Below are 15,344 nucleotides of genomic sequence, written 5' to 3' on the forward strand. Positions count from 1 at the left end.
TGGCAGACCGACTATACACCAGAGCATTGTATTCGAGCAGGATGGAGATATCCTCGTCAGGCACGACAATCAGGTTGAAATCGTAGTTGGTTTGCTCGGCAAGTGCCACATTGGCAATAGAGAAGCCATTTTGTGCTCTTGTCTCACCAGAACCGCCCACCTGCTTCATCTGTTGCCCGATCGGGTAGTTTTCAAAGACCATAATGTGATGAATCAGGTCTTGTTTTTGTTCAGTCAGTGCCTGAATGTCATACAACGGGAACGTGTCATAGACACCAGAAGCCAAAGCCTGCTCCTGTGTGCGCTGCAATACTTCAGCAAATGTAGCATCCGGTGCACTACAAATGCGTACCGGAATCGTGTTGATAAACAATCCGATCATGTTCTCCACGCCTGGAATGTCTGCCGGACGACCGGATACTACACCACCAAACACAACATCCTGATGATTATTGTATTGCTGTAAAATAACGCCCCACACGCTTTGCAGCAATGTGTTAATCGTGACATGTTGTTGCTTGGCCATTTGGTTCAATGCCGCGGTCCGTTCTTTACCCAACATAAATGGCAGCTTTTCCGAAACATAGCCGGAATGGGACCCCGCACCGCTTTCGTCTGGTTCTTCATCCCGTGCAACTACAGAAGCTTGCGCGTTCTCACCAGGCAACAAGGTTTGCTGCTCAAAGTCCGCCAAATAGTCGCTCCAATAACGGGTTGCTTCCTGTGTATCCTGATCTTCCAACCATTCGATATAGTCACTATACGGCTTGACAGGTGCGAGCTCTGGCTGCTTGTGCTCCAGCAGGGCAACATAGGCACCAAACACTTCGTCCGTCACCAGCGACAGGCACCAGCCGTCCATCACCATATGATGGAAGCTCCATACAAAACGGTAGGAGCTATCACCCGTGCGGAAGACGGTTACGCGCATGAGCGCATCCTTGCCTAAATCAAAGTTTCGGACTTTGTCCTGGGCCACAAATTCAGCTACAGCGTGCTCACGCCCTCGGACATCCTCATAACGGAAGCTCGGATTTTTATGACGATAGACAATCTGCAATGGCTGACCATGCCAGCCGCTGTAGAAATTCGTCCGTAATATCGCATGTCGGCTAACTAGCAGCTTCAAGCTTTCCTCGAATAGGGAAGACTCAAAGTGGCCCTCCAGATCAAAGGTCGCCTGTTCAAAATACACGCCTGTTTCTGCATTCATCAGACTATGGAACAGCATTCCCTTTTGCATGGGCGTTAACGGATACACATTTTCCAGTTCCCCAACCGTCTTGGTCTGCTCCTTAATCGTATCTAATTGCTCCAGGGTCAGACCTTTTAGCAATACATCACTTGGAGTCAATTCGGTCCGCTCCTGTGTGACACAATGCTCGATCATTTCAAGCAGATTGGATTTTAACAGATTAGCCAGCATGTGGACTGTGTCCTTACGGAAGGCTTTGCCGTTATACCGAATGTCCAGTTCCAGGACGCCGTTCGTTACGATTCCGCTCACATCCAGAGCATATTTCATCTTCGTCCGGTCACTAACGACCGATCCAATCGAGTAAGGAGACCTACGCATATCGCTGTTTTGCAAGTCCTGATCAAACTGACCGAGGTAATTGAAGCTCACTTGTGGCTCGGCAAAAGCTTGATGACCAACCGTTTGGCCGGATTCACTCAAATATCTCCAGATTCCGTAGCCCATTCCTTTATTCGGAATATGACGCAGGCTTTCTTTGACCTGTTTAATTTGTTTTGACAAGGCGTGATCACGACCGATGTCCAGCAATACCGGATATTGACTCGTAAACCAGCCTACCGTACGAGAAATGTCCGTATCCGGCAAAATGTCCTCACGTCCGTGTCCCTCCAGATTGATCAGGCTGCGTTCATGGCCGGTCCATGTGTACAGCATCATGCCCAAAGCAGTCAGAAGCAGATCGTTCACTTCCGTGTTATATGCACGGTGCGCTTGCTTCAACAGCCGTTCGGTCTCTTCTTCCGTAAGCTGGACGACCACTGTATCCGTGTCAGCCAAGGTAAAGGGCTCAGCCTGCGCTTGATCCTCAGGCAAACGTACTTGGTCAGCCCAAGCGGCTGTGTTCCATTGCTCCCAATAGGCGTGTTCACTTTCCATGGCTGGGCTATTCGCATAGGAGGAAAGTTGCCCAGCCCAGGAACGGAAGGAATCCGTTTTGTCCGGCAGCTGAAGCACTTCCTGATGAACGGCCTGTTCATAGGCAGTAGCCAAATCCTCAAACAAAATACGCCAGGATACCCCGTCCACCACCAAATGGTGAATTGCCATCAGGAGATGATCCCCATCGGCACAGTGGAACAAACCAGCCTTTAACAGTGGTCCTTCTTGCAGTTGGATACTACTTTGAATTTCACTAGATTTCGCCTCAATTGCCGCGCTGAGCATGGCTTCATCCGTCAAGTCCCTAAAGTCCAGCACGTCCAGGTGATACAGCTCGCCTTCCTGTATTCCGCGGTTCCATGCTTTATAGCCTTGCTCGGTCTTGCTGAACACCATCCGCAGAGCATCATGATGCTCTGTTAATTTGCCAAGCGCCTGACGCAAAGCAGCTTCGTCAAACCCCTGCTCCCGGTGCAGCATAACGGCCTGATTAAAGTGATGCGCATCCACTTGCTCCTGTGCAAAGAACCCGTGCTGGATCGGAAGCAACGCCGTTTCTCCGCTCACTTCTCCCTGATCTACCATACGACTTGCCTCGTGCATATGCGGTGCCAGGGTTGCAACGATGGGATAGCGGAACAAATCCTTCATGTCCAGCTTGTAGCCTGCCTGGAACGCACGGGACACGATTTGAATCGCCTTGATCGAATCGCCACCCAGGTCAAAGAAATTGTCCAACATTCCGACGGTTGGCACGCCCAGGACGGATTGCCAGACCGCTACGAGTGCCCGTTCCGGTGCAGTGCGCGGCTCTACATAATCCGCTCCGCTTTGCAGGCTGCCTTCCGGTGCCGGCAGGGACTTGCGGTCGATTTTACCGTTTGGTGTCAGCGGCATCTGCTCCAACTGAATGAAATACGACGGCATCATATAGCTTGGCAGCTCCCGCCCCAGCTCATGTCTCAGTTCACCGGCTCCAAGTTCTTGACTCGCGACGTAGTACGCCACTAGCTGTGTTTGGCCCGTTTCGTCCCCACGGGCCATGATGACCGCTTCTTGTACCGACTCCACCTGCAACAACTGCGATTCGATCTCGCCCAGTTCGATCCGGTAGCCCCGAATTTTCACCTGATGGTCCATCCGCCCCAAATATTCAATGTTGCCGTCCGGCGTCCATCTCGCCAAATCGCCTGTATGGTACATCCGCTCATGGCCTGCCTTGCCGCCAGCAAACGGATTATTTACAAATTTCTCGGCCGTCAGTTCTTCACGTTTCCAATACCCACGGGCTAATCCTTCCCCTGCAATACATAACTCGCCCGGCACACCGACTGGCTGCAACTCTCCACTCGCATTCATGATATAGATTTGGGTATTCGCGATAGGACGTCCGATATTAATGTCTTGAGCATGGGTCAGTTCCTGTACGGCCGACCACACCGTCGTTTCTGTAGGTCCGTACATGTTATAAATGCGGGGACCGTTTATTTCTTGCAGTGCTGTGAGCAGCTTGGACGGAAGGGCTTCACCCCCGACCATAATGACCTTCACGTTTCGCAGCGCGCGGGAACCTGCTTCATGACCCAGCAGCATTTGCAACCGGGATGGGGTCATTTGCAACATCTCAATAGAATGTTGAGTAATCAACTCACCCAGCGCCTGCGGATTCACCTGATGCTGGCGGTCACCAAGCACAACAGACATTCCACCCAGCAGGGGCAGGATGGTTTCCAAGACGAAAATATCGAATGAAATGGTCGTGAGTGACAAAATGGTTTGGCTCGCTTCAAAGTCAATGGCTTCGCGCATCCCGGTAATAAAATTGAGTACTGAGCGATGCTGGAGCATAACTCCTTTCGGATTCCCAGTCGAACCCGAGGTATAGATGACGTAAGCCAAATGCTCTGAGCGGGCAATCGTCTCCAGGTTGCTGCTTTCTCCCTGATACAATGCGGCATCCTCAAGAAACAGGGTATTGGCATGGCAATGGTGCTCTTCTGCCAGCTCACGACGGGTCAGAAGCACTGCGGCCTCGCTGTCTTCCAGCATGTATTCAATACGAGAGGACGGAAATTCCGGATCGATTGGCACATAAGCACCACCTGCTTTTAGAACGGCCAGCAGACCTACGATCATTTCCACGGAGCGCTGCACCATCAGACCCACCCGTTTGTCAGGTCCTACTCCCTGGGCTTGAAGCATTCGGGCCAATGAATTTGCCCGTTCATTCAGCTCCCGATAAGTCAGACTCTGATCTCCAAACACCAATGCCACCTGATCTGGCGTACACTCCACCTGATCCTCGAACAGCTGATGGATCGTCTGTTTGGACGGAAATGCACAAGCAGTGTCATTAAATGCCGCTGTAATCTGTTGCTTTTCCGCTGCTGTGACCAATTCCAACTCTTCAACCCGAACATTTGGGTTGAGCGAAATTTGCTCCAAGAGACGGGTAAAATGTCCATACAGACGCTCAATGCCTTTCCGATCAAAGCAGAGCGTATTATACATAAACCGAATCTTAATACCTTCTCCCGGCATAACAGCTACGTTCAGATCGTAGTTGGTTTGCTCTGTAGCCACCACATTCGAAATCGTGAATGGTTCCTGTCCTTTACCTCCCAGCTGCTCTACCTGTTGCTCCACCGGATAATTTTCAAATATCATAATATGATTGATTAAATCCTGCTTCTGCTCGGTGAGTGCTTGAATTTCATACAGCGGGAAGGCATCATAGGCATTGGAAGCCAGTGCTTGCTGCTGTGTTCGTTTCATCAGCTCGTTAAAGGCTTCGCCCTCTTCTGACTGCACGCGCACTGGAATCGTATTAATGAATAGCCCGATCATGTGCTCCACACCTGGAATATCCCCTGGACGACCAGACACAACGCTGCCGAACACGACATCCGAACTGTTATTATATTTTTGCAACAAAACGCCCCATACTGTCTGAATCAGCGTATTGACCGTCACCTGATTTTGCTTCGCCACTCGTTCGATCTGAGCCACCAGCTCTGGCTGGAAGTCACATTCCATATCTTCAGCGACATATTCCCCGGCTTGTATGGATTTAGGCTGTGTTTTTTGCTGTGGAAGCGTAATTTGCTGCTCATAATCAGCCAGATACCTGTTCCAGTATTGCAGGGACGCCTCACGATCCTGACGCTCCAACCATTCAATAAAACGACTGAACGGCGTAACAGGCTCCAGTACCGGCTCCTCACCCGCACGAATTGCCAGATAGCTGCCGAATACCTCCTGTGTCATAAAAGACAAGCACCAGCCATCCATCAAAATGTGATGGAAGCTCCAAACAAAGTGGTACGTTTCAACCCCCGTTTGCAAAATGGAGACACGAATGAGTGCATCCTCTGCGAGATTGAATCCTTTGGCTTTATCTGCAAGGGTAAAAGCTTCAACACGAGCTTTACGTTCTTCTTTTTCTAGTCCGCGCAGGTCTTCATAATACAATTGTCCGCTACGGTTGCGGAAGACGACCTGTACAGGCTCATCCTTCCATGAACTGATAAAGTTCGTCCGCAATGCCTCATGACGTTGTACGAGCAGGTCAAAGCTTTTGCCGAAAGCAACCACATCAAAGCGACCGTTCAACTCAAAGGTGGCCTGCTCAAAATAAGCTGCCGAATTCTCATCCATTAGACTGTAGAAAAGCATGCCCTTTTGCATCGGTGTCAAGGCATACACATTTTCCAGCTCGCCCAGATCTCGCGTATCTTCCACCAATTGCTCCAGCTCGTCTAGCGTTACATGGTTTAACAGGACATCACTTGGGGTCAACACCGTTCTCTCTTGGGCGACACAATGATGAATCACCTCACGCAAGCCGGATGCTAGCAGCTCTCCAAGCCGTGCAATCGTTTCATGACGGAATTGTGTGGTGCCGTAGCGAATAGTGAAAACCAGCTCACCGTCCTCGATTACTCCGTTAATATCCAATGCAAAATCCATAGACGCGTTCGTGCTAACAGGCACCCCGATAGAATAGGAGGAAGGCTCCAGATCGTTGCCTTTATAATCCTGATCGAATTGACCCAGATAGTTAAAACTGATCTCAGGCTGCGCCTTTAACTGCACGTTTGCTTTCTCCAGAACATTTGTATCCGACAGGTATCGTAAAATACCATAGCCGATGCCTTTCTGCGGAATATGACGCAGCCCTTCCTTGACCCGTTTGATCAGACGAGCGGTATTTCCTCCCTGTCCCAGACTTCCATCCAGAACAACCGGGAACTGGCTCGTAAACCAGCCGACTGTCCGCGTAATATCTACATCCGGTACAATGGCTTCCCGTCCATGGCCTTCCAGGTTGACCAGCACTCGTTCGGAACCAGACCAGTCATAGACGGCTTTTCCGAGCGCAGCCAGCAACAGATCATTCATTTCCGTGTTGTATGCGCGATGAGCTTGTTTGAGCAGCTGCTCGGTTTCCTGCTTCGTCCAGCGGACCGTCACAACCTCGCTGTCTCCGAGCAGTGCATTGTCATTCGCAAAATCCTTCGGCAAAGGCTTCGCTAGGCTGGCTTCTGCTTGTTCGATATGCTGCCAGTATGCGAGCTCCCGCCCTATCGTCGCACGATTCGCGTAGGCTGACAGCTGTTTAGCCCATTCCTGGAACGAATCTGTTTTATGCGGCAGTCGAATAGCTTTACCCGTTTTACCTGCAACGGCCTGCTCATAACCCGATGCCAAATCCTCCAGTAAAATACGCCACGATACACCGTCCACGACCAAATGATGAATGACGATTAGCAAATGATCGCCCTCAGCACAATGGAACAGACCGAGCTTCACAAGTGGACCCTCGCTCAAGTGAATGCTTGCTTGAATTTCACTCGCCTTGGCTTCTATAGCGGTGGATTCGTCTTCAACTCTGCTAAAATCTACGATGTCCAGCGTATATAGCTCGCCTTCCACCACACTGCGGTTCCAAGCGGCATAGCCTTGCTCCGTCTCACGGAATACAGTGCGCAATGCGTCATGATGCTGGACAATACGTTCCATCGTACGGCGCAGCGCGTCGACATCAAAGCGCCCAGCTCGATACAGCATCATCGCCTGGTTGCTGTGGTGCAGATCAACCGGCTGCTGCTCGAAGAACCACCGTTGAATGGGTGTCAGATCTACCTTACCTACTGCCTCTTCCTGGCTGGCAATCTTGCCATCTGTACGAAGCAAAGGACTGAGTGACGCTACCGTCGGATTGCTAAACAAATCCTTCATGTCCAGTCGATACCCTGCTTGCAGCAATCGGGATGATACTTGCAATGCTTTGATCGAATCGCCGCCCAGTTCAAAGAAGTTATCCTGCGTGCCTACCGTTTCGGCACCCAGCACCCCGGCCCATACTGAAGCTAAAACCTGTTCCACCGTGGTACGCGGTGCCACATAGGCTGCGCCGGTATGGATGCTTCCTTCCGGTTCCGGCAAGGCCTTGCGGTCGATTTTTCCATTGTTAGTCAGCGGGATCGTCTCCAGTCGCATCAAGCGTGCAGGTACCATATGTGCTGGCAGCCCTGCTTCCAGCTCGGTCTGTACCTCCTCGATCCGCAGCTCGGATTCTCCTGTGATGTACCCGCACAAGTACTTGTGTCCACGCTCATCCGTCCGGTCGATGACTACCGCTTGACGCACACCCGGCACCCGCTGGATTGCCGTTTCAATCTCGCCCAGCTCGATCCGGTAGCCCCGGATTTTCACTTGATAGTCCATCCGGCCGATAAAGTCCACATTGCCGTCTGGCATCCACCGCGCGAGGTCACCTGTGCGATACAATCGTTCACCGGCTACATACGGGTTCGCTACGAACTTCTCGGCCGTCAGGTCCGCACGGTTCAGGTAGCCTCGTGCTACCCCGGCTCCGCCAATGCACAGCTCGCCCAGCACGCCGATCGGCACCGGATTCAGCTGACTGTCCACAATGTAGAAGCGTGCGTTCAGCCACGCCTGACCAATCGGCACACTGCCGCTGCTTGGCAACTTCGACAGTTCTTCGTCGTAGAAACTAGAGTCGATTGCCGCTTCCGTGACGCCATAACTGTTCATAATACGAATATCCGCGCCAAATCGTTCTTGCAGGACCCGGTAATCCGTCACGCTACAGCTATCTGAGCTGGTAATCAGCAATTCCAGACTGCTCATGTCCAGCCCGTGTTCATGCACATGCTGCATAAACGGTACAATCAAGGCCGGGGTTGATTCGAACACCGTAATCTGATAATCGTGAATCCAGCCGTATAGACGGCTTGGGTCAATGCGATCATCTTTCGGACAAATGACCATCGTGCCACCGTTATAGAGCGTCCGCGCAATATCGCCGACGAACACGTCGAAGGAGAAGCTTGCCAGTTGTAGCAGCCGTACCGGGAACTGGTTCAGACGGTAATCCCGACGATAGGCCGCAGCCGTATTCACCAAGCTGCGATGCTCAATCATGACCCCTTTTGGACGTCCCGTTGTACCGGACGTGTAGATCACATACGCCAGATCCTGCGGTTCGTTGATGTGCTCCACATCCGTGGCATCCCCGGTGTACAGCGACTCATCGTCCAGCGCCAGTACGGTGTGCAGACGCAAGTGCGCTGCGGATTCGGATGCTACTTCGCTATCAGACTCCGAATCTGATTTCAAGCTTAATCCCTCATTAAGGCTGTCTCTTTCCATCGTCTCAGCGCCAGCTGCTGTCTCCAACTCGCCCTCAGACTGCCCTCCGGCCAAGGCCTGTCGGCTTTCCTCCAGCCATGTTTGGGCACGCTCCTGCAAACCTGTTTGAGTCAGTAGCACCGTAGCGCCGCTGTCCTCCAGCATAAAGCGGATACGGTCAGACGGATAATCCGCATCTAAAGGTACATATGCACCTCCGGCTTTCCATACCGCCAATACGCCGACCAGCATGTCCACCGAGCGCTCGCTCAAAATACCAACAATGGATTCGCGCCCAATGCCTTCATTCCGCAATCGGCGGGCAAGCTGGTTCGCACGCTCGTTCAGCTCACGGTATGTAAGCTGCCGCTCCTCATATACAACTGCCACGTGATCCGGCACAAGCTGCGCTTGTTCTTCCACATAGGCGTGGAACACCCCTTCTGATTGCTTTTCATCACTCCATGCAGATACGCCCACTGATCCAAAACCGTCGATGATTTTTGCTTTTTCCGAAGCAGTCACCAACTCAAGCTCATCTACCAGCTCATCTGGTCTGTTAATCGCTTCTTCAATAATATGCAGCAAATGCTCGCGGATTTGCTCTACAGCTGTGCGTTCCAATACTCGCGCGTTGTACTCCAAATGGACATGAATTTCATCACCTGGCACAACCGTAATGTTGAAATCATAGTTCGTTTGCTCCGATACGGAAGCATTTGCAATCGTAAAACCATTCTCACCACGGCTACCCATTTGCTCCATACGCTGTTCCACTGGGTAGTTTTCAAACACCATAATATGGTTCACCAGGTCCTGCTTTTGCTCTGTCAGGGCCTGAATTTCATACAACGGATAGGTTTCATAAGCACGGGAAGCCAGTGCCTGCTCCTGTATCTGCTTCATTAACGCAGCAAACGTGATATCTTTCTCACTGTGAATCCGTACAGGAACCGTATTAATGAACAAACCAATCATTTTGTCTATGCCCGGAATATCCGCTGATCTGCCGGATACGACACTGCCAAATACAACATCCCGACTGTTGTTATACCGTTGCAGCACAACGCCCCATGCTGCTTGCAGAAGGGTGTTGACCGTCACTTGCTTTTGCTTAACCAGCTTGTTTATCCGTTCCGTCACTTCGCGGCCCAGTGTAAACGAAAGCTTGTCCGCTTCATATTCTTTCGCGTGACCGTCCAGCTGTTTTGCCTGCGGCAATACCGTCTGCTGCTCGAAACCAGCAAAGTAATCACTCCAGAACCGTTCAGCCTCCGCGTTGTCCTGTCGCTCCAGCCATTCAATATATTCGCTGTATGGCGTTATCGGGACAAGCTCCGGCTTGCGATCTTCGAGGATGGCAAAGTACGTATTAAATGCTTCCCCCACAACCAGGAACAAGCACCATCCGTCCATCAAAATATGGTGGAAGCTCCATACAAAACGGTACGACTCCTCGCCTGTACGCAAAACAGACACCCGCATCAGCTCGCCTGAGCTGAAATTAAAACCTTCGACTTTGTCACGCTCAGCAAAATCAGCAATGTATGCGTCCTGCTCTCCTTGTCCCATTGAACGCACATCTTCAAAACGGAACCCGGCATGTTTGTGGCGGTACACCACCTGTAAAGGCTGCTCATTCCAGCCGCTATAAAAATTCGTTCTGAATATTTGATGTCGATCCACCAGTTGATTTAAACTTTCGGCAAAAGCCTCCACTTGAAAGCTGCCTTGCAGATCAAATGTCGCCTGCTCAAAGTACGCCCCGGATTTCGGCTCCATTAAGCCGTGGAACAGGATGCCTTTTTGCATGGGTGTTAGCGAATAAATGTTTTCCAGTTCTCCCGCAGCAGCCGTCTGTTCTACAATATGATCCAGCTCTACAGCCGTCAGTCCTTGGAAGGACAAATCGCTTGGCGTCAGCTCTGGCAACTCTTTTTCCACACAGTGAGCCAATACCTCACGCAAGCTCTCCTGAAGCAGATCAGCCAGCTTTTTGATTGACTTTTTCATGAACATTTTGTTGCTGTAGCTGATCGTCAACTCCAGTGCACCGTCCGTGATCATGCCGTTGATATCCAGAGCATACCGCTTGGTTAACGTGTCACTAATGGAAGCTCCGATGGAATAAGGAGACATGCGAAAGGCATTATTCTTTAAATCCTGATCGAATTGTCCGAGATAGTTAAAGCTGATTTCCGGCTCGCTGATAAAAGGTGCTTCCCCTTCCCTGTCAGCAAGATATCTCAAAATCCCATATCCAATCCCTTTATGCGGTAAACGGCGCAGTCCTTCTTTGACGTTTTTGACACGCCGTCCCACATTCTGTTCCTCGCCCATATCGAGTACAACCGGGAATTGGCTGGTAAACCAACCGATCGTCCGCGTAATATCCACATCCGGCAAAATGGCTTCCCGTCCGTGCCCCTCCAGATTTACAAGCACCTGACGGATGCCTGCCCACTCCTGAATTGCAGTGCCCAAAGCTGTCAGCAACAGGTCGTTTGCTTCCGTATTGTAGGCACGATGAGCTTGTTTCAAGAATTGTTCCGTTTCTTCTACCGTCCACGCTACTGTCAGTGTCCGATCATCGCGAAGCTGTGGCTTAGCCTGAGATTTACGAGTGTAATCTTTAGGCAAGGATGCCTGACTCTTCCCTGCTTGTTCAATCTGCTCCCAATACGCACGCTCATTCTCCAACGCTCCACTGTTCGCATAAGCGGATAGCTGATCTGCCCACAGACGGAAGGAATCCGTTTTGTTGGGTAAACGGACAGACTCGCCCTGTAAAGCCTGCTCATAACCGGATGCCAAATCCTCTAGCAAAATACGCCAAGACACGCCGTCGACCACAAAATGGTGGATCGCTACCAACAAATGGTCTCCATCGGTGCAACGGAACAGACCCAGCTTCACCAAAGGGCCTTCATCTAGACGGATACTGCTTTGAATTTCGCTGGCTTTGTTCTCCAGCAAATGAGCAAAGTCAGACTCATTTGTAAAATCAACTACTTCGAGGCTGTACAATTCTCCTTCTTGCACGCCACGGTTCCATGCTTCATACCCACCGTCCGCATTTTGGCGGAATACGATGCGCAAAGCATCATGGTGCTCGACAATGCGTTGCAGTGCCTGACGAAGCGCCGTTTCATCCAATCGATCCTCACGATGCAGCATCAGAGCCTGGTTATAGTGTTCAGGATTGGATGGCTGCTGTTCAATGAACCAGTGTTGAATCGGTGTCAATGCCACGTTTCCACTGACTTCTCCTTGATCGGAAACACGGCTCACCCGCTGCACTCGTCCATTCAGCTCTGCAATCGTCGGATACTGGAATAACTCCCTCATTTCCAGCTTGTAACCATTTTGCAGCAGTCTTGAAGACACCTGGATGGCCTTAATCGAGTCGCCCCCCAGATGGAAAAAGTTATCCAGCACACCAATATGCTCAATACCAAGTACAGATTGCCACACGGACACTAGCGTACGTTCTACCTCATTACGTGCCGCTACGTAATCCTCACCGGAATCCACGCTTCCTTCTGGTTGCGGCAATGCCCGACGATCCACTTTGCCATTTGGTGTCAACGGCAATTGCTCCAGCTGCACAAAATATGACGGTACCATGTAACCCGGCAATTCTTGGCTCATGGCGCTTCGCAGCTCACTAGCCGCGATATCCGCAAGGGTGACTACATATGCACAGAGCTGCTTTTGCCCCTGCTCATCCTCACGTGCAATGACGACGGCTTCTTGCACCGCCTCCAGCTTCAGCAGCTGTGCTTCCACCTCGCCCAACTCAATCCGGTAGCCACGGATTTTCACCTGTGCGTCAATCCGTCCTTTGTATTCCAACGTCCCGTCCTCATTCCAGCGCACCAAATCGCCTGTGCGGTAGCAGCGCTCTCCGCTGCGGAACGGGCTGTCTACAAACTTTTCAGCCGTTAAATCCGGACGGTTCCGGTAGCCACGTGCCACCCCGTCGCCGCCGACGATCAACTCCCCCCATGCCCCAACAGGCTGAAGCTGCATGGAACGGTCTACGACATACGCTGTGGAGTTGTGAATCGGACGCCCAATCGGCACCGCTTCCAATTGCACCCTGGCAATCGCATGAGTTGTAGAAAAAGTTGTATTTTCTGTCGGCCCATAGCCGTTAATGATCCGCAGGGACGGATGAGCCTCCAGCACCCGGTTAATGTGCGGTACGGACAGCACATCACCACCGACCAGCAGTTCTTGTACCCCCTCAAACAGCTCCAAGTCCTGCTGAGATAACTGGTTAAAGAGCGGCGCAGTCAGCCACATTGTCGTGATACCATGGTTGCGCACGGCTTCCTTGAGCTTTGGAGCGTCCAAAATGACATCCTGACTTACCAGCACGAGCTGTCCACCATTCAATAGCGCACCCCAAATTTCGAAGGTAGACGCGTCAAAGACAACGGCGCCAGTTTGCAAAATGCGTGTATCAGCATCTAATTGCGCATAGTTTGTACTTTTCACCAAACGCACGACATTGCGATGTTCTACCATAACCCCTTTGGGCTGTCCGGTCGTGCCCGAAGTGTACATCAAATAAGCTAGTCGGTTTCCAAATTTACGTTCTTGTTCTCCAGCAGTGCTGTCTATGACAGACGAGGATGATTCATTTAAAATCTCATTTTTCAGATTAGTATAATCGGCATAATCCGCATGATAAGCCTCGTTTTGCTCCCAATGTACGGTATTCAAGCCTTGGTCATTCTCTGCCCCGTACACCTTAGCATCGCTCAGATCCAGTACGATTCCGGTGTATTCCTCCAGTTGCTGTTCTGTATGCTGCACCAGCAGCAACTTCGCCCCCGAATCTTCCAGCAGGTAACGTACACGTTCAGCCGGATAATCTGGGTCAATCGGCACATATGCGCCGCCCGCTTTGAGAATCGCCAACATGCCGACAATCATATCCGTGGAACGCTCAGCAACGATACCTACAGTTTGCTCGGCGGTAACACCGTGTCCGCGCAACGTGTGAGCCAGTCGATTTGCTTTTATATTCAGTTCGCCATAAGTTAAACGGGCATTTCCGAACACAACTGCTGTCTGATTCGGTGTACGTTCAGCCTGTTCCTCAAACAACTCATGAATGCCTGCTTCGTGTGGATATTCCACCGCAGTAGCATTGAATACGTCGACGATTTGCGCCCGTTCTTCCTCACTGATCAGCGACAATTCCTGTATCCGCTTGTGTGGGCCCTGCACCATATGCTCCGCTACACTCAAAAATTGTCGAATAATTCGAGCAATTTCCTGTTCACTAAACAGCTCGGTACGATAATCCAGATACAGCACGAGTCTATCGTCATCCAGCATTTCAACCATGTGAATATCGAAGTCGTTCACCGTATCTCCGCAGAAATCGTTATCTACCTGTTGAATGGCTTCATCAAACCGGGAGAAACTCAATGTACGGTACTGAATAGAAGCACCAAACAGACGCTGAATGTCCAGACTGCTTTGCTGTTCACGCAAATCCTGAATAATTTTGTTGTATGGGTAACGCTGATGCCGCAAAATGGACGCCTGCTCCTTCCCTACACCCTGCAGGAAGGTCAGCAGTTCGGATTCTGGTTCGACCAACAGACGCGTAGCCACGGTGCTGACGAACATACCGATAGTATCCTTTTCCTTCTTAGACGTACGATTGGCATAGAGTGTCCCCACGGTTAAGTCCTGCTCTCCCGTCACTTTATGCAAATAAATATACAGAGCTGCCAGGAAGAACGTAAAAATACTAATTTTATGTTCCTCGCAAAAAGCCGTAACACCACGATACAACTCATGTTCCAGTATAAAGCTCTCCCGGCGTGCAGCTGTGCTCAGTGTTAGTGGGTTATATGATTTCAAACCTGTAGTCTCTGGCAAATCGGCAAACTTTTCTGTCCAGTACGTTTTGTCCTTTTGATAACGGTCTGATTGCTCATAGCTTTGCTCTACCTGGATAAAATCCAGATAGGGATTGCCTTTGGTCGGTGCATCTTGACCTGTACCATGCACAATATCCATATAATGTCCGGTGATTTCATTAATGGCCTGATTCATGGACACACCGTCTGAAATAATATGATGCATTTTAAAATTAAACCATGTTTCTTCTGCTCCGAGCTGCAAGATAACAAATCGGTACAACTGCGAATCCAACAATGAGAATGGCTGTGGATTATAGCGCTTTAACCATTCCTTTGCTTCTTCCGGGGTAACTTGGAGCGTTTCTATACTTTCCGCCGTAAACGGCTCTACATATTGATATGGAATCCCATCCTGAGCAGTGATCTTGATACGGAAAGAATCATTTTGGGCAATCACCCGGTTCATTGCTTGTTGCAAGGCATCTATGCGAACAGTTCCCCTGATTTTTACTGTTGCAATAATTGTTGATGTGTTCCGATTAGGATACAGAAGCTCCGTATACCAAATCCGTTGCTGTGGCTGGCTTAGCGAAAACAATTGAACATCTTGCTGTGTCATCCGTCTCTCTCCTCGCAAAATAGATGTTGGTAAAAAGGAA

Annotated in this window: 1 protein-coding gene; it reads right to left on the reverse strand. The window is 50.6% G+C overall.

From position 1 onward, the window contains the following. Positions 1 to 15,304: amino acid adenylation domain-containing protein (locus tag ACQW03_RS00005; protein ID WP_441947703.1), on the reverse strand; the 15,304-nt coding region annotated here is incomplete at its 3' end. Positions 15,305 to 15,344 lie beyond the last annotated feature (40 nt).

Origin of the sequence: Paenibacillus sp. DRB1-1, from assembly GCF_052119485.1 — a bacterium.
GTDB lineage: Bacteria > Bacillota > Bacilli > Paenibacillales > Paenibacillaceae > Paenibacillus > Paenibacillus polymyxa_B.